22 protein-coding genes and 1 pseudogene are annotated in these 26,170 nt (G+C 52.5%); 15 read left to right on the top strand and 8 right to left on the bottom strand.

Going from position 1 to position 26,170, the window contains the following annotated elements; all coding sequences use genetic code 11:
• Nucleotides 1-335 precede the first annotated feature (335 nt).
• Nucleotides 336-1,361: an NAD(P)-dependent alcohol dehydrogenase gene (locus tag FA91_RS07935; RefSeq protein WP_034914312.1), complete on the bottom strand. Its 1,026-nt coding sequence runs from the start codon at nt 1,359-1,361 to the stop codon at nt 336-338.
• Between the two features lie 106 nt (nt 1,362-1,467).
• Between FA91_RS07935 and FA91_RS07940 the strand changes: the two genes are divergently transcribed.
• From FA91_RS07940 to FA91_RS07955, 4 genes are all read left to right on the top strand, one after another.
• The gene (locus FA91_RS07940; protein ID WP_034914315.1) at nt 1,468-2,382 is read left to right on the top strand and encodes a LysR family transcriptional regulator; all 915 of its coding nucleotides are present in this window, start codon (nt 1,468-1,470) and stop codon (nt 2,380-2,382) included.
• Between the two features lie 593 nt (nt 2,383-2,975).
• Nucleotides 2,976-5,285, top strand: coding sequence for a TerB N-terminal domain-containing protein (locus FA91_RS07945; RefSeq protein WP_034914317.1), 2,310 nt, complete (start codon nt 2,976-2,978; stop codon nt 5,283-5,285).
• 3 nt (nt 5,286-5,288) lie between these two features.
• A complete protein-coding gene (locus FA91_RS07950; protein ID WP_034914320.1) occupies nt 5,289-6,605 on the top strand; it encodes an ATP-binding protein in 1,317 nt (438 codons plus the stop codon).
• Nucleotides 6,602-8,812 carry a DEAD/DEAH box helicase gene (locus FA91_RS07955; RefSeq protein WP_034914323.1) on the top strand — a complete coding sequence of 737 codons (2,211 nt, stop codon included), beginning with the start codon at nt 6,602-6,604 and terminating at the stop codon, nt 8,810-8,812. Before FA91_RS07950 ends, FA91_RS07955 begins: the two co-directional genes overlap by 4 nt.
• Before the next feature lie 354 nt (nt 8,813-9,166).
• Here the strand turns inward: FA91_RS07955 and FA91_RS07965 are convergent.
• Nucleotides 9,167-10,341: pseudogene (locus tag FA91_RS07965) on the bottom strand (tyrosine-type recombinase/integrase).
• Nucleotides 10,342-10,536: 195 nt separating this feature from the next.
• A complete protein-coding gene (gene ychF, locus FA91_RS07970) occupies nt 10,537-11,628 on the bottom strand; it encodes a redox-regulated ATPase YchF (RefSeq protein ID WP_034914326.1) in 1,092 nt (363 codons plus the stop codon).
• A 327-nt stretch (nt 11,629-11,955) separates the two neighbouring features.
• Between ychF and FA91_RS07975 the strand changes: the two genes are divergently transcribed.
• Both FA91_RS07975 and FA91_RS07980 read left to right on the top strand, forming a co-directional pair.
• The gene (locus FA91_RS07975) at nt 11,956-13,437 is read left to right on the top strand and encodes a SulP family inorganic anion transporter (protein ID WP_034914328.1); all 1,482 of its coding nucleotides are present in this window, start codon (nt 11,956-11,958) and stop codon (nt 13,435-13,437) included.
• A gap of 132 nt (nt 13,438-13,569) precedes the next feature.
• A complete protein-coding gene (locus tag FA91_RS07980) occupies nt 13,570-14,115 on the top strand; it encodes an EAL domain-containing protein (RefSeq protein WP_156103064.1) in 546 nt (181 codons plus the stop codon).
• An 8-nt stretch (nt 14,116-14,123) separates the two neighbouring features.
• Here FA91_RS07980 and pth read toward each other — a convergent pair whose 3' ends face one another.
• Nucleotides 14,124-14,708, bottom strand: coding sequence for an aminoacyl-tRNA hydrolase (pth, locus tag FA91_RS07985; RefSeq protein ID WP_034914330.1), 585 nt, complete (start codon nt 14,706-14,708; stop codon nt 14,124-14,126).
• Between the two features lie 276 nt (nt 14,709-14,984).
• Between pth and ychH the strand changes: the two genes are divergently transcribed.
• Nucleotides 14,985-15,260, top strand: coding sequence for a stress-induced protein YchH (gene ychH, locus FA91_RS07990; RefSeq protein WP_034919116.1), 276 nt, complete (start codon nt 14,985-14,987; stop codon nt 15,258-15,260).
• Between the two features lie 54 nt (nt 15,261-15,314).
• Here ychH and prs read toward each other — a convergent pair whose 3' ends face one another.
• From prs to lolB, 3 genes are all read right to left on the bottom strand, one after another.
• On the bottom strand, nt 15,315-16,262 hold the full coding sequence (prs, locus tag FA91_RS07995; RefSeq protein ID WP_124232585.1) for a ribose-phosphate diphosphokinase: 948 nt from the start codon (nt 16,260-16,262) through the stop codon (nt 15,315-15,317).
• A 131-nt stretch (nt 16,263-16,393) separates the two neighbouring features.
• A complete protein-coding gene (gene ispE / locus FA91_RS08000; protein ID WP_034914333.1) occupies nt 16,394-17,275 on the bottom strand; it encodes a 4-(cytidine 5'-diphospho)-2-C-methyl-D-erythritol kinase in 882 nt (293 codons plus the stop codon).
• Nucleotides 17,272-17,895 (bottom strand): lipoprotein insertase outer membrane protein LolB, encoded by a 624-nt coding sequence (gene lolB, locus FA91_RS08005; RefSeq protein ID WP_034914335.1) that lies wholly within the window; start codon nt 17,893-17,895, stop codon nt 17,272-17,274. Before lolB ends, ispE begins: the two co-directional genes overlap by 4 nt.
• 227 nt (nt 17,896-18,122) lie before the next feature.
• Here lolB and hemA point away from each other — a divergent pair, with 227 nt between their 5' ends.
• From hemA to kdsA, 6 genes are read left to right on the top strand one after another with little or no spacing between them, the layout of a single operon-like run.
• Nucleotides 18,123-19,379 carry a glutamyl-tRNA reductase gene (hemA, locus tag FA91_RS08010; RefSeq protein ID WP_034914338.1) on the top strand — a complete coding sequence of 419 codons (1,257 nt, stop codon included), beginning with the start codon at nt 18,123-18,125 and terminating at the stop codon, nt 19,377-19,379.
• 32 nt (nt 19,380-19,411) lie between these two features.
• Nucleotides 19,412-20,494, top strand: coding sequence for a peptide chain release factor 1 (gene prfA / locus FA91_RS08015; protein WP_034914341.1), 1,083 nt, complete (start codon nt 19,412-19,414; stop codon nt 20,492-20,494).
• On the top strand, nt 20,494-21,336 hold the full coding sequence (gene prmC / locus FA91_RS08020; protein WP_034914342.1) for a peptide chain release factor N(5)-glutamine methyltransferase: 843 nt from the start codon (nt 20,494-20,496) through the stop codon (nt 21,334-21,336). The genes prfA and prmC overlap by 1 nt, the downstream gene beginning before the upstream one ends.
• Nucleotides 21,337-21,338: 2 nt before the next feature.
• Nucleotides 21,339-21,737 carry a SirB2 family protein gene (locus tag FA91_RS08025; RefSeq protein WP_034914344.1) on the top strand — a complete coding sequence of 133 codons (399 nt, stop codon included), beginning with the start codon at nt 21,339-21,341 and terminating at the stop codon, nt 21,735-21,737.
• The gene (sirB1, locus tag FA91_RS08030; RefSeq protein WP_034914347.1) at nt 21,734-22,543 is read left to right on the top strand and encodes an invasion regulator SirB1; all 810 of its coding nucleotides are present in this window, start codon (nt 21,734-21,736) and stop codon (nt 22,541-22,543) included. The genes FA91_RS08025 and sirB1 overlap by 4 nt, the downstream gene beginning before the upstream one ends.
• Nucleotides 22,544-22,592: 49 nt before the next feature.
• Nucleotides 22,593-23,447, top strand: coding sequence for a 3-deoxy-8-phosphooctulonate synthase (gene kdsA, locus FA91_RS08035; RefSeq protein WP_034914350.1), 855 nt, complete (start codon nt 22,593-22,595; stop codon nt 23,445-23,447).
• Nucleotides 23,448-23,507: 60 nt separating this feature from the next.
• Here the strand turns inward: kdsA and chaA are convergent, their stop codons facing one another.
• A complete protein-coding gene (gene chaA / locus FA91_RS08040; RefSeq protein WP_034914353.1) occupies nt 23,508-24,596 on the bottom strand; it encodes a sodium-potassium/proton antiporter ChaA in 1,089 nt (362 codons plus the stop codon).
• Between the two features lie 382 nt (nt 24,597-24,978).
• On the opposite strand from chaA, the gene chaB reads away from it, so the two are divergent.
• A complete protein-coding gene (gene chaB, locus FA91_RS08045; protein ID WP_034914354.1) occupies nt 24,979-25,206 on the top strand; it encodes a putative cation transport regulator ChaB in 228 nt (75 codons plus the stop codon).
• A 273-nt stretch (nt 25,207-25,479) separates the two neighbouring features.
• Entirely contained in the window at nt 25,480-26,157 is a 678-nt protein-coding gene (locus tag FA91_RS08050) for a gamma-glutamylcyclotransferase (protein WP_034914357.1), read from the top strand.
• The last annotated feature ends 13 nt before the right edge of the window (nt 26,158-26,170 follow it).

Genomic DNA, 26,170 nt, shown 5'->3' on the forward strand with positions numbered 1-26,170 from the left:
CCTGGTTGCATAACGTTAGATTCAATCCGTCAACGCAATACCCTTTTCAATAATCTCTTATATTTTCACCGCAGTGTCGCAGGGCCTGGCTGCTCTGTGAAAGTATGCATAACAAAAGTGCAGCAGGATGAAACGAGTATCATAAAACAGGTCATACCACCCAGCCTGACTCCCTTCCGAATGGTGACCGCTGGCTAGTGCTTTACCCCGAAATGTTGCGCCCAGGTTTTCCAGATGCCCAATACGTCGCGATATCTATCTTTCAGGTCATCCGCTATGAGCGAAAACGGACCTCCCCCGGTAAGCCTGGAGCATAAAAACCGTTACAGTTCTCCCTAACTATTGATTTCGATTACCACTTTACCAAAGGGGCCGCGATCCAGATGATCCAGAGCATTTGGCAGGTCGGAGAAAGCGTACACAGAGTCGATGACGGGTTTTATTCCGGTCTGATCAACAGCGCGAACCAGACGTGTAAGCGCCTGACGGCTACCGGTACCGATGCCATGAATCGTTACGTCTTTCAACATAAGGGGCATAGCCGGTGAGCTGATGTCGAAACCATCAAGCGCGCCTATCTGGCAGATATGCCCGCCAACCGCCGCGAGTTGGACGGATTTACCCAGATGTTCGCCGCCGATCACTTCAAGAACATGATCGGCGCCGTGGTTACCGGTAATCCGGTAAATGACTTCCATCCAGTCTTCCCGGTTTCGATCCACGTAGTAGTCGGCTCCCAGTGCTTTCGCCCGTGCGGCATTGCTGGCTCTACCGGATACGATTACCTGAGCGCCATGCGCTTTCGCAATTTGCAGGCCAAAAAGCGCAACCCCGCCAGTGCTGGGGATAAGCACGGTATCGCCAGCCTTAACACCAGCGCGCTCGACCAGTGCGAACCAGGCAGTCAAGCCAGCGCAGGGTAACGTTGCAGCCTGAGCGGGTTCCAGCGTGACTGGTGCCGTTACCAGCCAGTCTTCAGGCATTACGACATATTCTGAAAGAACGCCGGGGTAATAGCCACCAAGCGTTCTGTAGGCAGGATTTCGCGCGTTGCCAGGACGTAGACCGTCTTTCCAGTCAGGCGTAAAAGTTGAAATAACCCGATCACCTTTGTTGAACAGGGTCACGGCGTCGCCATGTCCGACGACTTTACCGGCCAGGTCGGAACCGGGCGTAAAGGGGAACTTAAGCGGCAGGCCGCGCCCACTCTCAATGACCATTTTGTCCCGATAATTTAGGGCGACTGCTTCCACTTTCACCAGGACCTGCCGGGGACCCGGGGCCGGGATATCGACATTTCTCAGTTCAAGGTTTTCCCGCCCAATGGCGTCTGTTTCCCAACGCCACATTTGTCTTTTCATATTAAAGTCCCCGGTAGTTTATGTTTTTACCGTGGTAGTCTCCGGCTTCTGATTATAATTAACAATACGCTATAATCAGCACAAGCAGTTGTGCCTGGGAGATATAATGAAAGGCAGCGAATTTAGCGAGCTGAAAGCGTTTATTTGTGTCGCGGAAGAACGCAGCTTCAGGCGAGCAGCGAAGCTTCTGAGAATGTCACCATCTGCCCTGAGCCACACGATTCGCACTCTGGAAGAGCGTTTAGGTGTCAGGCTACTCAACAGGACAACCCGAAGCGTGGCAACGACAGAAGCAGGACAAATGCTACTGGATCGCCTCGTGCCTGCGGTAAAGGAGATTTCTTCGGCAGTCAGGGACGCTGGCGCTTCTCAGGCAGAGCCGCGGGGGCGAATCCGGATTAATCTTCCGCGTATTGCCGCCCGTCTCCTGATTACGCCTTTACTTCCTTTATTACGGGATAAATACCCCCGATTGTCTCTTGATGTGACCATTGATGACACCGTCACCGACATCGTTGGTGAGGGGTTTGATGTCGGGATTAGATCGGGAGAGCTCGTGCAGCAGGATATGATCGCTGTGCGGTTGACCCCCGACCTGCGGATGGCTGTTGTGGGCTCACCGGATTATTTTTCGCGTTGTCCTAAACCACTGCATCTTGAGGATCTGCGGCAGCATCAATGTCTGACATATCGCTGGGACCATACCGGCGTGCTGCAACGTTGGGAATTCAGGGGGCCGGAAGGTGCAATTTTTGTCAATGTCGACAGCACTATCACCGCAAATGAAACTGATTTTTTGCTCGATGCGGCGCGAAAGGGCACAGGCCTGGCATATATCAGTGAGCAGCTCGCAAAACCCTATATTGAACGAGGTGAACTCATCCAGGTTCTCAATGAATGGTCTGCGGTCTTTTCAGGATTTCATCTGTATTATGTAAATAATCCTTATATGCCTGCTTCGCTGAGAGCTTTCATTGATTTGATCAAATCTGATATAGCCAAAACCTGTACTTACTGGTAGCGGTTGCTTAAAGTTATCCGGCGGTCTGGAAATTAAGTTTTAATAAAAAAGAATACACCGTTAATTTGTGTTTTCGTTCCATTAGCCTGTAAACGCTCTGACCTGCTCCCCGCACATCTGACCTGCTCCCCAATAATTAATGCTGTTAGGAATTAGCAATGTCCGCTCTTGGCACGGAACGAACAAGCGCAGGGATCTGGAGGTCCGCTGTGAGCGATAAACGGAAGTTCGAGACGGTATAGTCTCTAAAAGCTTCCCTGCCATAAAGTTGCCGACATTCTCAGCGAATAGGTAAGTATCATCGTACAGTGGTCAGATGTGCATCCTCAGTACATTTGCTCGCATGTTAACGTAGCACCAGTACAACATCATTTAGAGGAGAATAGCCTAACAGGTTTTAACACCTTAAAATTTCACTGCTGGTTAAACACATTATTCAATGATTTTGATCATTTAAATCAATGGGTTAATTTTGATTGTGATTTGCTTTTAACCCTCGCAATTTAGAAGTATTATTTTGAGATTAATCCACTTGCTCTGCTTTCATCACTGCTTATAAATATGCGTGAAGAATGATTTTAAGGTTATATATCATGGAGTTATTGAAGTTTTTGGCGGCGATCTTTGTCATTTACTTGTTGTTTTTTAGAAAGAAAAAACGTAAATCTCCAAAGTCTTATGCTTCAGGCCCCGTGAAAGCACCACCAAAAGAATGGATCTCTGACATCAAGAAAAAAGAGGCGGTTGTGCGAAATGATGATAGTGAAGACGATAACCTTTCAACCTTTACATTGAGCGGGGACCGGGGTGTTGAACTTCGGGTGACAACCAATCATTATCGAAACACCTCAAAGTCAGCAGGTGCATTAGCTCGATGGATACTTCCCGGTGAGATGATAACAGTAGCTGGTGTAGCAATTAGCGGTGGCCACATTTACTTGGGGCAACGTATGAAGCCCTCCGGTCAGGAGTCCGGCGGCTATTATGACGATGGAAGTGAGCCATCATTAATTGATGACACATGTAAGCTACAACCCACTTCGTATCTTTACGAAGACAGTTCATTAGGATACTGGCCCAGTTTTTCCTCTCTTTCCCCAGAAGCACGCGGTGCGTATGTCAGTTGGCTTGCCAGCGATAGGTCCGACCCATCGTGTCCTATAGGCTATGTTTTTATATACCTCTACGGTCTGGAAAGAAAAGCGCTTGTAGATTCCAGTGACCAAAAATTCCCTGATGCTGAGTTCCGCAACCTGTTTAATGAAGTCGCTCGGTTAAGATCTGTATTTATTGAGAACCGCTCCTTCCGTGGATATTCGACCCAATTACTCGAAGCCATGTCTATTCTGCGTCCGGACTTGGATTTAACCACTGCGCTCGATAGCGATTCTGGTTTCAGCAACGGCATGCAATTTAAGCTGGCTCTGGCCAGAACTGTACATGAGGGAGTTGCAGTGTCAGCTGAACTAGCGTTGAACTGGGTAATAAACCATACCGAGTATGCGCTGCGTACACCGGCTCGCCGCTGCGCCAAAGAGTTTGCTGCGCTTTTCAAACGGCGTTACACCCTCAAATATGGTGAAGGGATGGTCGTTAAGGCGAATAAAACTCGCTTACGTTTAGATTACACACCTGCAAGTCCTGGTTTGCGAGGCGTCCGACTTCCTGTTCCCGACCTGCCTGATCCAAGTGCATTGAAGGGGCCTGTCCAAAAAATTATGGCCCTCGCCGACATATGTACAGATGAACTTGATGCTTACAGTCGCTACCTTGGTAGGAAAGGTACGTCAGTCAATGATACTGCTGCAATTATGTTGCTCCCTTCAGAGATCGTTAATGAAAGCGCAGAAAAAATATTAAGCTCATTCAAACGCTGGGCTGATGAGGCGATCCTCGGAAAGGAGGGGCTAGTCTCAGTTGCTGACTTTTGGGCATATATGAATGCCAGTTGTCCCACTAAGATCAATAAAAAAGAGGCCGACTTGATGCAGGCTTTTGCTCTGAAGATGGGCTACAGTCTGGCACCTGACCCATATTATCACCATGTTAAGGTGGATGTTTATGGTGCACTTGTTCTATTCCCTGCCGCCGAAGGTGGACGATTCTCACCTTCAGCTGAATTTATTTCAGCAGTAATGACGCTCAGATTAGGGGCTATGGTCGCCTTGATTGACAATTCTCTTGATCAAGCCGAGCAGAAAGTGCTTGAGAATGCCATCAACAACAATACTGGCTTCACCGAGGATGAAAAGCGCTCTCTACGTGCGTATTTAACGTGGCAGCTTCATACCCCAGCCAATATGACGGGAATGAAAAGCAGGATTGAGTTGATGGGGGCTGCGGAAAAAGCTGCTGTGGGTAAAGTTATCGTTAGTGTTGCCTGTTCGGATGGAACAATAGCGCCTGCCGAAATCAAACAGCTTGAGAAGATTTATTCAAGTTTGGGTCTGGATCCCTCATCTGTCTCGAGCAATATCCATCAGCATTCTGCAACTGAACATGATTTCGTCTCGTCTGTACCAACTGCTCAGCCAACGGCAGGGTTCACACTGGATGCTAATGTACTTGCCCGCCACGAATCTGCCACGGATGATGTTCGTAAATTACTAAACACAATTTTCACCGAAGAAGAACCGGAAGAACCAGAAAGCGCTCCAGCCTCATTAACCGAGGCGGGGGGCCTTGACTCCGCACACAGCCAGCTTTATCGCAGTTTGCTGGAGAAAGAACAGTGGTCCCGGAAAGAGGCGACAGAATTGTGCGGAAATTTGAATTTGATGCTCGGCGGTGCGCTTGAGGTGATCAATGACTGGTCCTATGCGGTGGTTGATGCTCCGGTGCTGGACGATGCTGATGATGATATCTGGGTTGACCTGGAAATTGCCAAAGAATTAGAGGGATAGTGAATGTCTGTAACACGTATAAGAGTGAAAGAACGCGACGCTATTATTCAGTCACTTAAGTCAGGTGTAACGCCAAGGATAGGCATTCAGCATATCCAGGTTGGCCGCGTGAATGAGATCACCGCTCTCCATCAGGATATTGAGAGGATTGCTGACGGTGGTGCAAGCTTCAGACTTATAATCGGTGAGTATGGTTCCGGTAAAACGTTCTTTCTGAGTGTTGTGCGCTCAATTGCGCTAGAGAAGAAGCTGGTGTCAGTCAGTGCTGACCTTTCTCCTGACAGACGTATTCACTCATCGGGAGGTCAGGCTCGTAATCTCTACTCTGAGCTTATGAAAAACATGTCCACCAGAAACAAGCCGGATGGTAATGCGTTACTTAGCGTTGTTGAAAGGTTCGTTACAGAGGCAAGAAAGGAGGCTGACACAGACGGCTCCGAAGTTTCATCAGTTATTCATAAACGCCTGGCAGCTCTGTCAGATATGGTGGGTGGATATGACTTTGCGAAGGTCATTGATGCATTCTGGCGTGGGCACGAGCAGGATAATGAAACGCTAAAATCCAATGCCATTCGTTGGTTGCGGGGAGAGTACACCACTAAAACTGATGCCCGTAACGATCTCGACGTTCGGACTATTATCTCAGACGCATCATTCTATGATTCTTTGAAGCTGATGAGCCTTTTTGTCCGCCAGGCAGGCTATGCCGGTCTTTTGGTCAGCCTCGACGAAATGGTGAACCTTTTTAAGCTGAATAATACGCAAGCAAGAACAGCGAACTACGAACAGATTTTGCGGATCCTGAATGACTGCCTGCAAGGCTCAGCCGAGAACATTGGTTTTATCCTCGGGGGGACGCCAGAATTTCTTTTCGATCCGCGTAAAGGTCTTTACAGCTATGAGGCGCTCCAATCGCGTCTGGCGGAAAACCGGTTCGCGCAGAAAGCAGGAGTGATTGACTACTCGTCTCCCACTTTGCATCTTGCCAGCCTCACCCCTGAGGAACTGTATATTTTACTGAAAAATCTTCGGCATGTTTATGCTGGCGGAGATCCAGAGAATTATCTGGTACCAGATGAGGCACTGACTGGATTTCTGCATCATTGCAGTAAAACCATTGGAGACGCTTACTTCCGTACCCCTCGTAATACTATAAAAGGTTTCCTGGATATGCTGGCCGTGCTGGAACAAAACAGAACGATGAACTGGCAAACACTAATCGAGGGTGTGGCGATTGAAGAGGACAGACCTAGCGATATGGATGACGCCATTGTAGAGGAAAGCGATGACGACGACGGCCTGGCGAACTTCAAATTATGAGCAGTGCCTACGATAGTCTCGATCCCCGCGTCCGTAAGTGGGTTTACAAGCAGGGTTGGTCTACATTAAGGCCCTTGCAGGAGAGTTCTATCCCGGCAATTTTAGCCCGTGATCGAGACGTTCTAATCAGTGCAGGTACAGCAGCGGGTAAAACAGAGGCTTTCTTTCTTCCTGCCTGTTCGGCAGTTGCAGATCTCACTAATGGATTTGGCATCGTCTATATCAGCCCGTTGAAGGCATTGATTAACGATCAGTACCGTCGTCTTGAGAGCCTTGGAGATACATTGGAAATGCCAGTGACGCCCTGGCACGGGGATGTACCACAAAGCAAAAAGAAGAAGGTACGGACGAACCCGGCTGGCATTTTACTGATTACACCTGAGTCACTTGAATCTTTGCTCATAAACTCAATGAGCTGGCTCAAACAGGCGTTTTCTTCAGTCGCATACATTGTTATTGATGAGTTTCATGCTTTTATTGGCTCAGAGCGTGGCGTCCAGCTGCTTTCTCTGCTGAATAGAATTGACCATGTGCTAGAACGCCAGGTAAATCCAATTCCCCGCATTGCGTTGAGTGCCACACTGGGGGAGCTGGAGAAAGTGCCCGAACTGTTGCGCCCGGACAAACGACTACACTGCGTAACTGTCACAGATAGTAGTAGCACTGCCACACTTCAGGTACAGGTCAAAGGTTATCTGGAGCGAGCGCTCCAAAAAGGGGAAGAACTTCAGAGTTCAGCTGAACGTGACGTTTGCGCTGACATTTTTAGACTTTGCCGTGGAGATTCTCATTTGGTCTTTGCAAACAGTCGAAAGCGGACTGAAAGCATTGCGGCAACGCTGGGCGACATGTGTGAGGAACATATTGTTCCGAATGAATTCTTTCCTCACCATGGTTCCCTTGCCAAGGAATTACGTGAGGCGCTTGAAGCTCGTCTTCAGAAAGGAAATTTGCCCACAACAGCTGTTTGTACAATGACGCTCGAGTTGGGAATCGATATCGGCAAGGTTAAGTCGGTTATACAAGTTACGCCTCCGCATTCTGTTTCCAGTCTCCGTCAGCGTATGGGACGTTCTGGGCGACGCGACTCCTCATCAGTTCTAAGAATGCTAATTACAGAAAATGAGCTTACTGTGACTAGCAGTATCGTTGACCACCTACGGCTGCAGTTGGTCCAGTCGATGGCAATGATCAGATTGATGATCTCTAAACAATGGTTTGAACCAGCTGATGCCCGACAGATGCATTACTCCACGCTGTTACACCAGATTCTTGCTATTACCGCACAATGGGGCGGAGTTCGTGCCAATCAGCTCTGGTCACAACTATGCCAGACAGGGCCGTTCAGAAATGTAGATTTAAACGATTTCAAAAGCCTGCTTAAACATATGGGAACATGTGGCCTGCTCACTCAACTTGCTAGCGGCGAAATGGTTGTTGGGGCAGAGGGGGAGAAACTGACTAACCATTACACTTTTTATGCCGTGTTCAATACACCAGAAGAGTTCCGCATTGTCACCGGAAACAGAACCCTTGGAACAGTGCCTGTGGACTCCCCACTGCTACCAGACCAACATATCATCTTCGGTGGGCGGCGCTGGAAAGTGACAGAGATCGAGACAGAGAAAAAAGTTATCTATGTAGAGGCAACCAAAGGCGGTCAACCACCACAATTTAGTGGGGGGGGAATGTCTGTTCATGATGCCGTTCGTCAGGAAATGCTCGCTATCTATAGGGAAAGTGATTACCGCATAGCAATAGGTAGCAAGAGAGTAGATTATGCCGATACTGCCGCCAGAAGCCTATTTGCGGAAGGCTGTAGTAACTTTCAGCGTTATAACCTGCAAAATGAGTATTTTATTACGAGTGGGCAACACTGTTACATAATACCCTGGATGGGGGATAAAGTCGTGAATACGATTACAGCCTTGCTGATACGTTGTGGTTTTAAAGCAAATTCATTTGCTGGTGTTATAGAAATCGATAACTCCAGTGTAGCTTCCGTTCAGCACGCGCTCAAAGAAATGCTGTGGTCAGGCTTGCCATCTGCATTTGATCTTGCCACAGATGTTCCAGAAAAGTACTTAGATAAATATGACGAGTATTTACCAGAGTCTCTTCTTGCGAAAGGGTATGGTGCAAAGGCGTATGAAACAGAAGGTACGCGCGTCTGGTTGCAGAAACATCTTAGTAATCTGGATATGTAATCAGGGTATAAATAAGACATCTATACCCTGAATTTTTTATTTCCCAGTGGATTTACCAGGCTTTAGTCCCGGAGTGTTACCAGGAGTATCTTTATTATCACGTCGACGTTGATCCGGTTTTCCTGTCGATTTAGCAATTGGTTTTGGACCAGGTTTAAGACCCATGATAGTTATCCTTTAGAGGTGTAAGAGGGAAGCCCTCAACATTGATATATTGGATAATGTGAAATTTTTCAATGGGAGCGATCATCATTCCAATGATTAACTCGATATTGTGAACAGTGTCCGCTCCTGGCACAAAGTGGACCCTGAAGAATTTGTTCTATCCTCGTAGTTCACTAAGTGCAATAACTTCTACTCTGATCCTGCTACCCATTTGTCCAACATATCAGCCCATTCCTGCATCATCACTTTACGTTCATCAAGATAGGTCGCATGGTTATATGTGCGACGAACATTGTTGGTATCAGCATGTGCAAGTTGGGCCTCAATAGCATCAGGTCGATAGCCCATCTCGTTTAAACGTGTACTTCCTGTGGTTCTGGTTGCATGTGGGCTATAAGTACCGCTCCAGCCGAGGCTTTTAAGTAGTTGACGCAGAGAGTGTGATGTCATTGGACCTAGCGGATTATACCTTCCCGGAAAAAGGTGCTGCCGATGCCCGGTTAAACCCTGTAGTGTTCTGAGCATTTTGACGGCTTGGGAGGGGAGGGGGATAACATGTTCCCTACGAGCTTTCATGCGCGTCGCCGGAATGGGCCACAGGGCGTTATCAAGAGCGAATTCTGCCCATTCTGCTTCGGTGGCTTCGGCTGGTCGCGCCAATGTCCACCACATTAACCACATGCAATAGTTAACCTGATACGAGTCGCGACTGTTATCAAAACAGCTTAATAACTTCCCGATTTGCTTCGGGTTCAATGCCTGCTTGTGCTGCGTTTTGTTTGCCGGAATCGCCTTACGTACTGGCCAGACAGGATCGCTATCTGCTCTGAGTGTCGCTACCGCCAGCTCGAAAATCGATGAAATAGTCCGGCGGGCTTCAGCTGCAACGGTCGGTGCGCCGCGCTTAGCTGTTTCCTGAAGCATTTTAATAATATGATGCGGTGTGATTTGCCTGACAGGGAGTTTGCCGATGGCGGGGAAGACGACCCGTTCCAGCCTATCCAGTCGGCGCGTTTTGGTGATTTCTGCCCAGTCTTTCATTTGCAACCACTCTTTAGCGATAAGCTCAAAGGTGTTGGATGCGTTGTTAACCTTGCGGATCATATCTCACTGACGGGCCTGTGCTGGATTGACTCCTTCAGAGACGACTTTACTCGCCTGCATACATTTATCCCGCGCTTCGGCGAGTTTTACCGCTGGATATTAGCTTAACGCAAACATGCTGCATTTACCGTTGAGTTTAAACCGATAGCGCCATGCCTTTTTGCCATTGGGTTTCACTTCGAGGTAGAGCCATTGAAATCATTGAGTCGATAGCGTTTTTCTTTCGGTCTGGCAGTGCGGCATTGAGGATCGGTGAGCATAACGAGCTCTTGTTCATTTTTTATACCGTTATTGTACTCTGAAGATGAAAGAATGTTGTACTCATTTTTGACAGCGTTGTTACGAGATGAGCTAAAGCTTTATGAAATGAAAAAATCCACGCAACCGCGTGGATTTCATCGTTTTCTTCGATTCTCATGAGCTTCAGCGAAACCTCATGAGACAACAAAACTAATTCAGACGTTAAACAGGAAGTTCATCACGTCGCCATCTTTCACGATGTACTCTTTACCTTCTGAACGCATTTTACCTGCTTCTTTCGCACCCTGTTCGCCTCTGTAGGTGATGAAGTCATCAAAGGCGATGGTCTGTGCGCGGATGAAGCCTTTTTCAAAGTCGGTGTGGATCTTACCGGCGGCCTGCGGCGCGGTAGCGCCAACCGGGATCGTCCAGGCGCGCACTTCTTTCACGCCGGCGGTGAAGTAGGTTTGTAGGTTAAGCAGCGAGTAGCCCGCACGGATCACGCGGTTCAGGCCCGGCTCTTCAATGCCCAGTTCCGCCATAAACTCTTCGCGATCGGCGTCTTCCAGCTCGGCGATATCGGATTCCACCGCTGCGCACACCGCAACAACAACCGAGCCTTCGGCGTCGGCAATGGCCTGCACTTTGTCCAGATACGGGTTATTCTCAAAGCCGTCTTCGTTAACGTTGGCGATATACATGGTCGGCTTCAGGGTCAGGAAGCTCAGGTAGCGGATTGCCGCTTTTTCTTCCTCGCTCAGATCCAACGAGCGCAGCATACCGGCGTTGGCGAGATGCGGCAGGCACTTCTCCAGCGCGGCCTGCTCGGCCTTCGCGTCTTTGTCGCCGCCTTTAGCTTTTTTCTGTACGCGATGAAGCGCGCGTTCGCAGGTATCGAGGTCGGACAGCGCCAGCTCGGTATTAATAACTTCAATATCATCAGCGGGATCGACTTTATTGTTGACGTGGATGATGTTGTCGTTCTCGAAGCAGCGCACAACGTGACCAATCGCTTCCGTTTCACGGATGTTGGTCAGAAACTGGTTGCCGAGGCCTTCGCCTTTTGATGCGCCTTTGACCAGTCCGGCGATATCAACAAACTCCATCGTCGTGGGCAGGATGCGCTGTGGTTTAACGATCTCCGCCAGCTTATCAAGACGGGAATCGGGCATGGGTACTACGCCAGTGTTTGGCTCAATGGTGCAAAACGGGAAGTTAGCCGCCTCGATGCCCGCTTTGGTTAACGCATTGAACAAAGTAGATTTTCCGACGTTAGGCAGGCCAACGATACCGCATTTGAATCCCATGTTTGAATCACCTTAATTGCTTAATAACCAGAACAGCACTCGCTGCTCCGCTATGTCCGGTTGGTATATGTCGGCGCATTATACACGGAATTACCTGCGCGATGGACGCGATTTCTGCGCTGAAATGCAGGGCAGGGGTTGAGATCTCCCTCACGTTTCAGGATACTGACGGCCCGTTAATCGTACAGAGAACGCGCGTGATGTGTCGCTTCCGGCTTACGCCACCCTGAGTCAGTCCCATCATGCAGCCATCCCGCTGTTCGCATCGCTTTCTGAGCGGGTTCCCCCGCGTGACATTTCTCTGCATTTTCTGAATCTGGAAACATTATGTTCAATCTGAGCAAACTCAGCGCGGTTGGCGTCAAAAATGACGTGCTGGCTGGTGCCGTTGTTTCCGTGGCGCTGATCCCCGAAGCGACCGCGTTTTCTTTACTCGCCGGGCTCTCTCCCACCATTGGCCTGCACACCGCCTTCATTTTAGGTGTGATCACGGCGCTGTTTGGCGGCAAGCCAGGCATGATATCGGGCGCGGCCGGATCGATCGTAGTGGTGCTGGTCAGCCTGATCCAAACACACGGTTACCAATATGTACTGCTGGCCACCATTCTGGCTGGCGTGATCCAGTTAGCTATCGGGCTGTTTCGCCTGGGCAAATTTATTCGTCTGGTGCCACAGCCCGCCATTTACGGCTTTGTTAATGGCCTGGCGATCGTGATTGCGCTGGCGCAAATTCCGATGATAAAAAATCAGGGGCCGATGATGTACGCGCTGGTAGCGCTGGCGATGCTGATCGTCTGGCTGTTCCCGAAACTCACCCGCGTGATCCCCGGCTCGCTGGCCGCGTTAATTGCCATCAGCGCCATTGCGATTGGCTTTGACCTGGATACCCGCCGCGTGGGCGACCTGGCGGATATCGCCGGTACGCTGCCGGTCTTCCACCTGCCTGACGCACCACTTAGCTGGACTACGTTGAAAATAGTGTTGCCGTATGCGGTGATCATTGCGCTGGTCGGCCTGATTGAGTCACTGCTGACGCTGGCGGTGCTGGACGAAATGGGCAGCAAAAAAGGCAACGGCAACAAGGAGTGTGTGGCGCAGGGCATAGGAAATACGCTGTGCGGATTTTTTGGCAGCTTTGCCGGCTGTGCGATGATTGGACAATCGATCATCAATTTCACCTCCGGCGGGCGAGGACGCCTCTCCAACCTGGTGGGCGCACTACTGCTGATCCTGTTTGTCATCAGCCTGTCCGGATACATTGCGCTGCTGCCGGTTGCGGCGCTGGCCGGGATCATGTTTGTCGTCTGCATCAACACCTTTGAATGGAGTTCACTGCGCCGTTTAAAGCGGATGCCGCGCGCCGATGCGCTGATTATGATTGCGGTTACCGTGGTGACGATTTATACCGATCTGGCGATGGCGGTGATTTTTGGAGTAATTGTTTCCGCACTGGTCTTTGCCTGGCAGCATGCGCGCATCACCATCGTCGCGCAGAAAGAAGAGGCGAGCGTGAAATATTACCGGCTGGAAGGCCCGCTGTTTTTTGGCTCTGCGGCCAGTTTTAACGAACTTTTCCACCCGGAGCAGGATCCTGACAGCGTGGTCATCGATTTTGCGCGCACGCGCGTAATGGACTCCAGCGGCGTTGAGGCTATTGATAAACTCACCGCCCGTTATCTCGCGGCGGGCCGCAGCGTCAGGCTGCGCCATCTCAGCGAAGATTGCATCAGCCTGCTGAAACAGGCGGGGCCATTTTGCAGTCACGAACTGGACGATCCGGATTATAAAGTTGCTGCCGACGGTGGTTGAGCTATAAAGCTACGCGTGGCCCTGCCGATATAGATAAAAATCGTCGTATTGATGAGCGTGTCATAAAAAAGCGCGAAGATCTGTACGACGATTTTTAGCACTGGCAGGATGCTCACACTGTGGTTTGAAGGCATGAAACATAATTTTAATTGCACTCCCTTACATACCTTAAGCGGCAACGTTATTGCGCTTGATTTGACCAGCCGGAATCCGATACATCGCAATCCAGAGGCGCAGCTTCTGAGCCAACTGGAGATCCTTGCCAACTATGCAGATCCTTTCTGCCGCCAGGATTTGCTTTGCTGCCTGTCCATTGACTTTGGGATGGCGGCTGCCGTACTCGAATCGCCCCGAATACAGCTGGCGCTCAGTGAACTGCCGTTTGTCCGGCTTAAGCTGTCCGAAAACTTTCCTAACCTGCATGACGGCCTCGCAAATCCGCTGCTGCGGGCCCTTGCCGCGCAGATCAATACGCTATGGCTGGGAGATTTAGGCGCAGGCGGCGCAAACCTCCACGCGCTTCAATCAAAAATGTTTCAAGCGGTGAAGCTCGATCGCGATTTCTATTTGAAAAACGTGAATAAACCGACGTTCAGCGTGTTAATCGCCCATATTCATCGCTATACGCAATGCGTGATCGTCAATGGCGCAGAGAGCACTCTTCAGACAGAGCGTTAGTACAGGGATCAGGCTTTGTAAGCGTGCAGGCGATTCATCGCCTTCAGTTTATCTTCTTTCAGCCACAGTTCGGTGCAGCGAACGGCTTCGTCGATCGCGCTGTCGATCAGCGTCTGCTCGGCTGTCTGCGGCTTACCGAGTACAAAACCGGTGACCTTGTTGCGATCGCCCGGATGGCCGATGCCAATACGCAGGCGATGGAAATCAAGGCTGTTACCGAGTTTACTGATGATGTCTTTCAACCCGTTATGGCCGCCATGGCCGCCGCCCTGTTTAAACTTTGCCACGCCGGGCGGCAGATCCAGCTCGTCATGAGCCACCAGAATCTCTTCCGGCGCGATACGGTAAAACGTCGCCATAGCGGCAACCGCTTTGCCGCTCAGATTCATAAACGTGGTGGGCACCAGCAGCCGCACGTCAGCGCCGCTAAGGTTAAGGCGGGCAGTGTAGCCGTAGAATTTACTCTCTTCTTTCAGTGACTGGTTATGGCGCTCAGCCAGCAGATCCACATACCAGGCACCCGCGTTATGGCGCGTCGCGGCGTATTCAGCGCCGGGATTGGCCAGACCCACAATCAGTTTAATGCTGCTCACTCAGTTATTTCCTGCTCGGTGCGATAAAGAGAGGGACAGTTTACGTTGCGACGTCGAAGAACTCAAAAGGCGGGCGCAATAATACGACACATTGTGCAATAGTTCATCAGAGTGATATATCGCTTTCGATATAAATCAGGCTGTTAGGCGTAAAGTTTTGTCAGAGAATCCTTTCCAAATGTGATCGGTAGCGCACCACGAACATCATTCATTGCATAAACTTATAGCGTTGATGCATGGGATTGTGCATTTCAAAAGCTTCTGGAGGTGAATATGATGACACGTAAAAACGCGAATCTGGCCGGTAATGCGCTGATGATCCTCGGGCTGGTGATCATGGTTGGCAGCGTGGGTAGCGCGATTTTAAACCAGCTTCCCCAGCTTCAGATGCCGCAGCTGATGGTTAATGGCGCGGTATTTGGCATTTTCGTTGGCGCACTGCTGTGGCTGGTGGGAGCGCGTATCAGCGGGCGGGAGAAGGTGTGCGATCGTTACTACTGGTTGCGCCACTATGGCGACAAACGCTGTCGGCGCTCTCATGAGGGCCAGTGATAACCGGTGTTAACTGACTAAAATAAAGGGACGGCCAGGCCGTCCCTCAGTGTATCAGTGCTCAAACATAGCTGAAATAGACTCTTCGTTGCTGATGCGACGAATAGCTTCAGCCAGCATGCCCGACAGCGTCAGCGTGCGCACGTTGGGAAGCGCTTTGATCTCTTCCGGTAACGGAATGGTATCGCAGACAACCACTTCATCGATGACCGAATGACGCAGATTTTCCACAGCGTTACCTGAGAAAATCGGATGCGTTGCGTAAGCAAAAACGCGTTTGGCGCCGCGCTCTTTCAGCGCTTCTGCCGCTTTACACAGCGTACCGCCAGTATCGATCATATCGTCGACCAGCACGCAGTCGCGTCCGGCGACGTCACCAATAATGTGCATGACCTGCGAAACGTTAGCGCGAGGACGACGCTTATCAATAATCGCCATGTCGGTATCGTTAAGCAGCTTGGCGATAGCGCGAGCGCGAACCACGCCGCCGATATCTGGCGAAACCACAATCGGATTTTCAAGGCCGATCTGGAGCATATCTTCCAGCAAAATCGGGCTGCCGAAGACGTTATCTACCGGGACATCAAAGAAACCCTGAATCTGTTCAGCGTGCAGATCCACCGTCAGAACGCGGTCGACGCCGACGCTTGACAGAAAGTCTGCCACCACTTTAGCGGTAATCGGGACGCGCGCGGAGCGAACGCGGCGATCCTGACGGGCATAGCCAAAGTAGGGGATAACGGCGGTAATACGACCGGCGGAGGCGCGACGCAGGGCATCAACCATCACCACCAGTTCCATCAGGTTATCGTTGGTGGGAGCACAGGTGGACTGGATGATGAAAATATCGCCACCGCGTACATTTTCGTTAATTTGTACGCTTACTTCACCATCGCTGAACCGACCGACGGCGGCGTCGCCGAGGCTGGTGTAAAGGCGGTTGGCAATACGTTGTGCTAGTTCCGGTGTGGCGTTACCAGCAAAAAGCTTCATGTCAGGCACGAGAAGAACCTCAGGCTTTGCGTCCAGAGAATGAACATCATTGTTAGCGGCACTGGGCGATATACCGCAACAACGGTTTCATACGGGTGTAGTAATGAGCGACGTGCGGCGTCAGGATCGGGGCGACGACGTCACGCAAACTCTAAATGCTCTGATAAGCGACAGTACAGCGGCGAAACGTTAACGCCTCGCGCAACAAAGCCCTGCCACTTTTTCGGAGCCAGCTCAAACACCTGGCGGGCCGCGCACTCGGTGTCAAATTCAGCAAACACGCAAGCGCCCGTTCCGGTCAAGCGCGACGGCGCGTATTCTAGCAGCCAGGAAACGAGCTCTTCAACCTCGCGAAAACGTTTTCTTACCACTGGCTCACAATCATTACGGTATTCGGCCTGAAGAAGCTGGCTGAGTTCCCGTACTGGCGTATCGCGGATCAGACCGGGATCATTAAACACTATTGGCGTGGAAACTGATACGCCAGGATGCATCACCAGATACCATTTTTCCTGCGGCTCCGCGGGGGTGAGATCTTCGCCAATACCCTGGGCGAAGGCGGCATGACCACGAACGAATACCGGCACGTCGGCGCCCAGCGTCAGCGCCATGGCCGCCAGCTCGTCCGTGCTGAAACCTGTCTGCCACAGCGCATTCATCGCCACCAGCACCGTTGCGGCATCCGACGAGCCGCCGCCCAGCCCGCCGCCCATCGGTAAACGTTTTTCCAGCGCGATCGTGACACCAGCACGCGATGTCAGCCGGTCGCGGGCGATAGCTTCGCTTTTCAGCAACGCTGCCGCACGCACCACCAGATTCGCGTCGTCGGGCACGCCGTCAACGGGCGTCGACAGGGTAATGCTGCCGCGCTGGTCTGGTTTAAGCGTGACTTCATCGCCATAATCCAGAAACTGAAACAGCGTCTGAAGCTGGTGATAGCCGTCGGGACGACGGCCGGTGATGTAAAGAAACAGATTCAGCTTGGCGGGCGCGGGCCAGCGGGTCGGTGCCTGGTCGATCATTGCAGCGTCCAGCTGTCCATTTTCAGCTTGATGCGCTGATTGCCTTCGCGCAGTTCAAGGTTCGACGGCAGGGCGGGAGACTGCTTGCTGTCGTAGCTCTGGAAATTCACCGCCCACTGCTGACCCTCGCGGCTGTAGTTCACCTGTCGCAACTGATACTTATCATCGAGCGAATAGTCCGTTGCATCGCCCGGCAGGCCCATAATCCACTGGCGCAGGTTGTTGAGCGGGATATCCATGCCGGTAAGCTGAGAAATCATCTTCTCGGCATCGTTACTGACGTAGCGCTTGCCTTTGTTATCAACAATCTGCACCACGCTGCCCTGCGCATCAAGCTGTAGCTCGGTGCTGCCAAGCGGGTTGGTCAACAGCAAACGGTAACGATCCGGCGCCGTTTGCTGCCAGTTGAAGCGAGCGTAAACCTTCTGGCTATCGGAAAGATAGGCAAAAGCGCCGCGCGTCTGAAAGCGGGTGATTTTTTCAACGGACTGCTGATGCTGCTGCCATTGTGGCGCAGTTACGCTCTGGCCCGGCCCCTGAGGTTTATTGACGGTACAGGCTGCCAGCAACACGCTGGCAAGCGGGAGAAACCGCATCAGGCGGCGATTCTGCATAAACATTGGGGGTCAGCTCCTCAGACTCAATTCGGGCGTTCTTGCCCGGTGTAACCGCCCACGCTAACCAGCCCGCGAGACGGCGTCAATAATGAAATTGTCTTATTTGCGCCACATGCGCCTTATCATGTTGTGGCAAACGGTGAAGCATCGCTTTTCTTGATCCCGCGCATCTTGTAGAATGCGCCTCACAATAACCCTGACAATAGTGGGATAACCCAGAACTCACCACCATGACGCTGCTGGCTCTCGGAATTAATCACAAAACGGCCCCCATCGCGCTGCGCGAACGCGTTACGTTCTCGCCGGACTCGCTGGATCAGGCCCTGAACAGCCTGCTGGCGCAGCCGCTGGTGCAGGGCGGCGTTGTGCTGTCTACCTGTAACCGAACCGAATTATACCTCAGCGTCGAGCAGCAGGAAGATCTGCGTGAGCAACTGGTGGCCTGGCTTTGTAATTATCACGGCCTGGGCGCGGAAGAAGTGCGCAACAGTCTGTACTGGCATCAGGACAATGAGGCGGTCAGTCACCTGATGCGCGTCGCCAGCGGTCTGGATTCGCTGGTGCTGGGCGAGCCGCAAATTCTGGGACAGGTGAAAAAAGCCTACGCGGATTCGCTGCGCGGCCATGCGCAGTCGAGCGAACTGGAACGGATGTTCCAGAAGTCGTTCTCCGTGGCAAAACGCGTGCGGACGGAAACCGAGATCGGCGCCAGCGCGGTCTCTGTGGCTTTTGCCGCCTGTACGCTGGCGCGACAAATTTTTGAATCTCTTTCCACCGTCAACGTCCTGCTGGTTGGCGCGGGCGAAACCATCGAACTGGCCGCTCGCCATCTGCGTCAACACAATGTCAAAAAGCTGATCATCGCTAACCGCACGCGGGAACGCGCGCAGGCGCTGGCCGATGAGGTTGACGCTGAGGTGATCACGCTGGCGGAGATCGATTCCCGTCTCGCGGAAGCCGACATTATTATCAGCTCGACCGCCAGCACGCTGCCGATTATCGGCAAAGGCATGGTGGAGCGCGCGCTTAAGCAGCGCCGAAATCAACCGATGCTGCTGGTGGATATTGCCGTTCCGCGCGATGTGGAACCGGAAGTGGGCAAGCTCGCTAACGCCTATCTCTACAGCGTTGACGATCTCCAGGCGATCATCGAAAAAAACCTCGCGCAGCGTAAAGCCGCCGCGGTGGAAGCCGAAACTATCGTCATGCAGGAGAGCAGCGAATTTATGTCCTGGCTGCGTGCGCAGGCCGCCGTAGAGACCATTCGCGACTACCGTGCGCAGGCCGATCAGGTTCGCGGTGAACTGGAAGCCCGGGCGCTGGCTGCCCTGACGCAGGGTGGCGATCCGCAGAAAATCCTCTCTGAACTGGCTCACAAGCTGACCAATCGACTGATCCACGCCCCGACAAAATCTCTTCAGCAGGCGGCCCGCGACGGCGATGCCGAACGCCTGCAAATTTTACGCGACAGCCTCGGGCTGGATTAGCGTTTTTTCCTTTTTTGAATACGGGTACATCAATGAAGTCTTCTATTGTTGCCAAACTGGAAGCCCTGCAAGAGCGCCATGAAGAAGTGGAAGCCATGCTGGGCGATGCGGGCGTGATTGCCGATCAGGATCGCTTTCGCGCTTTGTCGCGCGAATATACTCAACTGACCGATGTCAGCCAGTGCTTTCGCCGTTGGCAGCAGACGCAGGATGATATTGCCGCCGCCGAAGAGATGATGGCGGATGCGGAAATGCGCGATCTGGCGCAGGAAGAGATGAAAGAGGCGCAGGCGCTCAGCGCGAAGCTTGAGCAGGAGCTTCAGGTGCTGCTGCTGCCGAAAGATCCTGACGATGAACGCAACTGTTATGTTGAAGTTCGCGCCGGCACGGGCGGCGACGAGGCGGCGATTTTTGCCGGCGATCTGTTCCGCATGTACAGCCGCTACGCCGAGGCGCGACGCTGGAAAATTGAAGTGATGAGCGCCAATGAGGGCGAGCACGGCGGATACAAAGAAATTATCGCCAAGGTGGTGGGCGAGGGCGCCTACGGCCGGCTGAAGTTCGAATCCGGCGGACATCGCGTACAGCGCGTGCCGGAAACCGAGTCGCAGGGGCGCATTCATACTTCCGCCTGTACCGTGGCGATCCTGCCTGAACTGCCGGAAGCAGAACTGCCGGACATCAACCCGTCCGACCTGAAAATTGACACCTTCCGCTCTTCCGGCGCGGGCGGACAGCACGTTAACACCACCGACTCCGCCATTCGTATTACCCACCTGCCGACCGGCATCGTGGTCGAGTGTCAGGACGAACGCTCGCAGCATAAAAACAAAGCCAAAGCGCTCTCGGTACTGGGCGCGCGCATTCGTGCGGCGGAGTCCGCCAGGCGGCAGCAGGAAGAGGCATCAACGCGGCGCAATCTGCTGGGCAGCGGCGACCGCTCCGATCGTAACCGCACCTACAACTATCCGCAGGGCCGCATCACCGACCATCGCATCAACCTGACGCTTTACCGTCTGGATGAAGCCATGCAGGGCAAGCTGGATATGCTGATTGAGCCGGTTGTGCAGGAGTATCAGGCGGATCAGCTGGCTGCGCTCGCCGGGCAGGATTAATGGAGATTCGCCAGTGGCTGCGCGCCGCCGTTGCTGAGCTTGCACAGAGCGAAAGCCCGAAGCGCGACGCGGAAATCCTGCTGGGCTTTGTCACGGGAAAATCGCGCAGCGCAATCATCGCTTTTGACGACGCCGTAATTAGCGCACCGCACCTGGCGCAGCTTGACACGCTGCTGACGCGCCGCGCACGCGGCGAACCCATCGCTTACCTTACCGGCGAGCGTGAGTTCTGGTCTCTTCCTTTGCGCGTTTCGCCTGAAACGCTTATTCCCCGACCTGATACCGAGCGGCTGGTGGAGCTTGCGCTGGCCACGCTGCCGAACGTTGCCGCAAGCGTGCTGGATCTTGGCACCGGCACCGGCGCCGTTGCGCTGGCTATCGCCAGTGAACGTTCGGATTGTCGCGTCACCGGGGTGGATCGCATTGCTGGCGCGGTGGCGCTGGCGGAAGAGAACGCCCGGCGGCTGGGGCTGAACAATGCCACTTTCCTTTGCAGCAACTGGTTCGCGGCGCTGGAGGGCCAGCGCTTTACGCTTATCGTCAGTAATCCGCCCTATATCGACCGCGACGATCGCCACCTGTGCGAAGGCGATGTGCGCTTTGAACCGCGCAGCGCGCTGGTTGCCGATGAACAGGGCCTGGCGGATATCCGGTTTATTGCCACGCAGGCAGACAAATACCTTTTGTCGGGCGGCTGGTTGATGTTTGAGCATGGCTGGCAGCAGGGCGAGCAGGTGCGCGATATTATGAAAAAAAATAACTTTGTGCAGGTCGCAACCTTTACCGACTATGGCGGTAACGATCGCGTCACCTGCGCACAAAAAACGTTCAGTAAGGAATAACGATGGCCGCATGGTACAGCTCTGTTAAACACCTTCACCTCCTGACCGTGACGCTCACCGCCGTGATGTTTGTGCTGCGGTTTTACTGGCTCCAGCGCGGTTCGGCCATGTTACAGCGCCGCTGGGTGCGCATTGTGCCGCATATCAACGATACGCTGCTGCTGCTTTCAGGTATCCTGTTAGTGGTAATCACGCATTTTTATCCATTCACCCCGCAAGGTGTATGGCTGACGGAGAAGCTGTTTGGCGTTATTATTTACATCGCGCTCGGCTTCGTGGTTTTAGGACGACGTCCGCGAGCGCAAAAAGTGCGCTGGATTGCGTTTATTGTGGCAGTGGCCGTGCTGGTGCTGATTTATAAACTGGCCACAACAAAAGTGCCACTGTTGGGGATTGTATGACGTTAATAGCAAATGTTGATCTGACAGCGATGCCGCTGTGCGAGGCGGTGATCGCAGCCACTAAGGCTATCCGTCCCGATTTTCCTGCTGACGACGTGAAAAAAGAGTTGGCAGCGCTGGTAGACGAGGCCCGTTCATCGATACCGTCGCAGCTTGAGCAGGATCTGCAACTGGAGCAGCTCATTGAGCTGTTCTGGCGCAAATGGGGATTTGGCGGCGCCAATGGCGTTTACCGTCTGTCGGACACGCTGTGGCTGGATAACGTGCTCAGAACGCGTGAGGGCACTGCCGTTTCGCTGGGAATTATTTTTCTGCACATCGCTGAGGCGCTGTCGCTGCCGCTGATGCCGGTCATTTTCCCAACCCAACTCATCCTTCGCGCCGACTGGCTTGACGAAGAGATGTGGCTGATTAATCCCTTTGACGGTGAAACGTTGAGTGAGCACACGCTTGAGGTGTGGTTGAAAGGGAATATCGGACCCGTTGCCGAACTGTATGACGATGACCTTCAGGAGGCCGAGCCGCACCTGGTTCTGAGCAAGATGCTCGATACGCTCAAGTCGGCGCTGATGGATGAGAAACAGATGGAGCTTGCGCTTCAGGTAAGCCAGGTGCTGGTGCAGATGGCGCCGGAAGATCCTTATGAAATCCGCGATCGAGGGCTGATTTTTGCCCAGCTCGACTGTGAGCACGTCGCGCTGACCGACCTGACCTATTTTGTCGAGCAGTGCCCTGAAGATCCGGTCAGTGAAATGATTAAACTTCAGATTCACTCCATTGAACAAAAGCATATCACGCTGCACTAATCTGCCACCGGCGTGACGGTTTACTTTTTCTGCATACTAAGGCGATAGCATGAAACAAAAAGTAGTGAACATTGGCGATATCAGGGTAGCGAACGACCTGCCGTTTGTCCTGTTCGGCGGCATGAACGTGCTGGAATCACGCGATCTGGCGATGCGCATTTGCGAACATTACGTCACCGTAACGCAAAAACTTGGTATCCCTTATGTGTTCAAAGCCTCTTTCGATAAGGCTAACCGCTCATCCATTCACTCCTATCGCGGGCCAGGTCTGGAAGAGGGCATGAAGATTTTCCAGGAGCTGAAGCAGACGTTTGGGGTAAAGGTGATCACCGACGTTCACGAAGCCAGCCAGGCGCAGCCGGTGGCCGATGTGGTGGATGTCATCCAGCTGCCGGCGTTTCTGGCCCGCCAGACCGATCTGGTTGAGGCAATGGCGAAAACCGGCGCGGTGATAAACGTGAAAAAACCTCAGTTTGTCAGTCCCGGACAGATGGGCAACATTGTTGAGAAATTCGCGGAAGGCGGCAACGACAAAGTGATCCTGTGCGATCGCGGCGCCAATTTTGGCTACGACAATCTGGTTGTGGACATGCTCGGCTTCAACGTGATGAAGCAGGCATCCAACGGCAGCCCGGTTATTTTTGACGTTACCCATGCCTTGCAGTGCCGCGATCCGTTTGGCGCAGCCTCCGGTGGACGCCGTGGTCAGGTCACCGAACTGGCCCGCTCGGGCATGGCGGTTGGCCTGGCGGGGCTGTTTATCGAGGCGCACCCGGACCCGGCAAATGCCAAATGCGACGGGCCTTCCGCGCTGCCGCTGGACAAGCTCGAGCCGTTCCTGAAGCAGATGAAAGCTATTGATGACCTGGTGAAAAACTTCCCTGAGCTGGACACCAGCAACTAATCAATAAAAAAACGGCGGGTTAACCACCCCGCCGTTTTCCTTTCTGCACGATACCCTTCGCTACAGCATAATTGTCATCAGATAACCGATAAACAGCGCCAGATGCGCTGCGCCATTCAGCACGTTGGTTCTGCCCGTTGAGAAGGAGATCTGACACAGCAACAGCGCGGCGAGCATCACCACCATCTGCGGCGGCTCAAGACCAAAAATGAGCTGCTGACCGGTGAGGGTGGCGATAATGGTAACGGCAGGCACGGTCAGCGAGATGGTGGCCAGCACCGAGCCAAAAAAGAGGTTCATTGCGCGCTGGACCTGATTGGCGAGCACCGCCTTAATAGCGCCCAGCCCTTCAGGGGAGAGAATGAGCAGCGCCACCAGGAAGCCGGTAAACTGCGCGGGCGCATTCAGCTCGGTCAGCAGCGATTCCAGCGTCACAGCGTTCATTTTTGTCACGGCAATCACCGCAATCAGATGCACCAGCAGCCAGAGGGTGTGCCGAAGGCTGGAGTGCGCAGAGGGTTTGCCATGATGCGGATCGTCGCCATCGTCTTCATGCTCATAGACAAACAGGCTCTGATGGGTTTTGGTTTGGATCAGCAGGAAAACGCCATACATCGCCGCCGAAATGGCGGAAATCAGCAGCGCCTGCATGGTGGTGAAGTTGCCGCCTGGCAATGCATTAGGGAAAATAAGCACCAGCACGCCCAGGGGAAATATCGCGATCAGATATTGCTTAACGCCCGCCAGGTTGACGTACTGCGTGGCAAACTTCTGGCCGCCCATCAGCAATGCCGCGCCCACCAGACCGCAGGTCACAATCATGATAATGGAGTACAGCGTGTCGCGCATCAGCGCGGGTGCGGCGTCGCCCGTTGCCATCAGCGCTGAAATCAGGCTGACTTCAAGAATGACAACCGAAAGACTTAAAATCAGAGAACCGTAAGGCTCGCCTAAACGATGGGCCAGCACGTCCGCATGACGCACCACGCTGAATGCGCTGCTCAGGATCGCCACCAGCGCCAGCAGGTTAATGCTGATGATGACCGGAAAAGAGCCGGAAGCGCCCCAGAACCACAGAATAGCCAGTGCGGCAAGGGGCAAAAAGAGAGAATACTCGGTGTGGCGCGTTTTGCCACCTTCATGCGTCATGGCGTATTTCCTTCTGTAGGGTCATCAGGTTGAGCGAAGCGATATTTACGTCCTGTAATAAAAGATAACAGTCGAATCGAATAAGGCATCTTACGGAAAGTCGTAAACAAATTCATTCATTTTTACGTAATTTTACGGCTTGGTTATTTTTCTTCTTCGAAAAGTGTTTAAATCACTTATTGTTATTTATATTATTGATTTTTAAGTTATTTATTAATATTTATTCATAATAAATACTGCTTTTATCAACTTTAAAATCCCTGAGAACGTGGTGAAATCAGCGTTATCACGATTTTTTTCACTGGAGTCCGGGTAAGGGATCGTTGGCGAACCAGGCATTTTTGCACCATGCTTTTATAATGTCATTAATCCGGAGGTCACTATGCCGTACCGTTCCCGTTCATCCTTACCTGATAGCGTCACTAACGTCCTTCCCGCTCACGCGCAGGATATTTATAAAGAAGCGTTTAACAGCGCCTGGGATGAGTATAAAGAGAAGAAAGACCGCCGCGGCGATGAGTCACGAGAAGAAGTCGCCCACAAAGTTGCCTGGTCAGCGGTAAAAAGTAAATACCAGAAGGGCGACGACGACAAATGGCACCAAAAATAACGGATTAATGGGGCGCGTGGTGCGCCCTGTCAGAGCATTTCTATACCCGCATTGTGCGTTTACCTGCTTCTGCCCCCACACTCCCTGAAGTTTTCTCCAACGCTGCCGATGATCAATTAAGTAAAATTTTTACTTTTGTGACGCGTATCAAACTTGATTGACGGCCCGCGATCGCATAGGGTCGTTATTAATAACGAAGCGATAAATGTAATGCATTGATTACAGGGATGGGGAGTTTTGTCAGGGAACGCAGTGGGTAACGGGGGAAGGTCTATGTTGACACGAGATTTCTTATTAAAGGCGGACTGTAAAACGGCATTCGGCGCTATTGAGGAATCGTTGCTGTGGACCTGTGAACAACGCGCGGCTTCGCTGGCCGCAACGCTTGCCTGTCGTCCCGATAACAGTCCTGTATGGGTTTTTGGCTACGGTTCCCTGATGTGGAATCCCGTTTTTGAATCAGAAGAGGTGGCGGAAGGCACGCTGGATGGCTGGCACCGCGCATTTTGTCTGCGGCTGACAGCCGGACGCGGCACCGCGACCCGGCCGGGAAGAATGCTGGCGCTGAAAGAGGGCGGTAAAACCACCGGGCTGGCTTTCCGCCTTCCGGAAGCGCAGCTGTATGAAGAGCTGGAGCTTTTGTGGAAGCGGGAGATGGTCACCGGCTGCTACCTGCCGACGTGGTGCGATCTGGCGCTGGCCGATGGTCGAACAGTAACGGCGATGGTATTTGTGATGGACCCGCGTCATCCGCTCTATGAAGCCGATTCCTGCCCGAATACCATTGCGCCGCTGATTGCCCAGGCGAGTGGGCCGCTCGGCACCAATGCACATTATCTGTTTGCGCTGGAGCAGGCATTGCAGAAACGTGGACTGTATGACGACTGCCTGACCGATCTGGTGCAGCGCGTACGCGATCTTCAGCAGTGTCATAACGGCATGGTGGGATAACCTCCCACTTTAT

It is taken from the genome of Erwinia sp. 9145, from assembly GCF_000745075.1.
GTDB classification, from domain to species: domain Bacteria; phylum Pseudomonadota; class Gammaproteobacteria; order Enterobacterales; family Enterobacteriaceae; genus Erwinia; species Erwinia oleae.

Coding starts and splice junctions, on each gene's coding strand:
- FA91_RS07935 (WP_034914312.1), bottom strand. CDS start 1,361: ATGAAAAGACAAATGTGGCGTTGGGAAACAGACGCCATTGGGCGGGAA.
- FA91_RS07940 (WP_034914315.1), top strand. CDS start 1,468: ATGAAAGGCAGCGAATTTAGCGAGCTGAAAGCGTTTATTTGTGTCGCG.
- FA91_RS07945 (WP_034914317.1), top strand. CDS start 2,976: ATGGAGTTATTGAAGTTTTTGGCGGCGATCTTTGTCATTTACTTGTTG.
- FA91_RS07950 (WP_034914320.1), top strand. CDS start 5,289: ATGTCTGTAACACGTATAAGAGTGAAAGAACGCGACGCTATTATTCAG.
- FA91_RS07955 (WP_034914323.1), top strand. CDS start 6,602: ATGAGCAGTGCCTACGATAGTCTCGATCCCCGCGTCCGTAAGTGGGTT.
- ychF (WP_034914326.1), bottom strand. CDS start 11,628: ATGGGATTCAAATGCGGTATCGTTGGCCTGCCTAACGTCGGAAAATCT.
- FA91_RS07975 (WP_034914328.1), top strand. CDS start 11,956: ATGTTCAATCTGAGCAAACTCAGCGCGGTTGGCGTCAAAAATGACGTG.
- FA91_RS07980 (WP_156103064.1), top strand. CDS start 13,570: ATGAAACATAATTTTAATTGCACTCCCTTACATACCTTAAGCGGCAAC.
- ychH (WP_034919116.1), top strand. CDS start 14,985: ATGACACGTAAAAACGCGAATCTGGCCGGTAATGCGCTGATGATCCTC.
- ispE (WP_034914333.1), bottom strand. CDS start 17,275: ATGATCGACCAGGCACCGACCCGCTGGCCCGCGCCCGCCAAGCTGAAT.
- lolB (WP_034914335.1), bottom strand. CDS start 17,895: ATGTTTATGCAGAATCGCCGCCTGATGCGGTTTCTCCCGCTTGCCAGC.
- hemA (WP_034914338.1), top strand. CDS start 18,123: ATGACGCTGCTGGCTCTCGGAATTAATCACAAAACGGCCCCCATCGCG.
- prfA (WP_034914341.1), top strand. CDS start 19,412: ATGAAGTCTTCTATTGTTGCCAAACTGGAAGCCCTGCAAGAGCGCCAT.
- prmC (WP_034914342.1), top strand. CDS start 20,494: ATGGAGATTCGCCAGTGGCTGCGCGCCGCCGTTGCTGAGCTTGCACAG.
- FA91_RS08025 (WP_034914344.1), top strand. CDS start 21,339: ATGGCCGCATGGTACAGCTCTGTTAAACACCTTCACCTCCTGACCGTG.
- sirB1 (WP_034914347.1), top strand. CDS start 21,734: ATGACGTTAATAGCAAATGTTGATCTGACAGCGATGCCGCTGTGCGAG.
- kdsA (WP_034914350.1), top strand. CDS start 22,593: ATGAAACAAAAAGTAGTGAACATTGGCGATATCAGGGTAGCGAACGAC.
- chaA (WP_034914353.1), bottom strand. CDS start 24,596: ATGACGCATGAAGGTGGCAAAACGCGCCACACCGAGTATTCTCTCTTT.
- chaB (WP_034914354.1), top strand. CDS start 24,979: ATGCCGTACCGTTCCCGTTCATCCTTACCTGATAGCGTCACTAACGTC.
- FA91_RS08050 (WP_034914357.1), top strand. CDS start 25,480: ATGTTGACACGAGATTTCTTATTAAAGGCGGACTGTAAAACGGCATTC.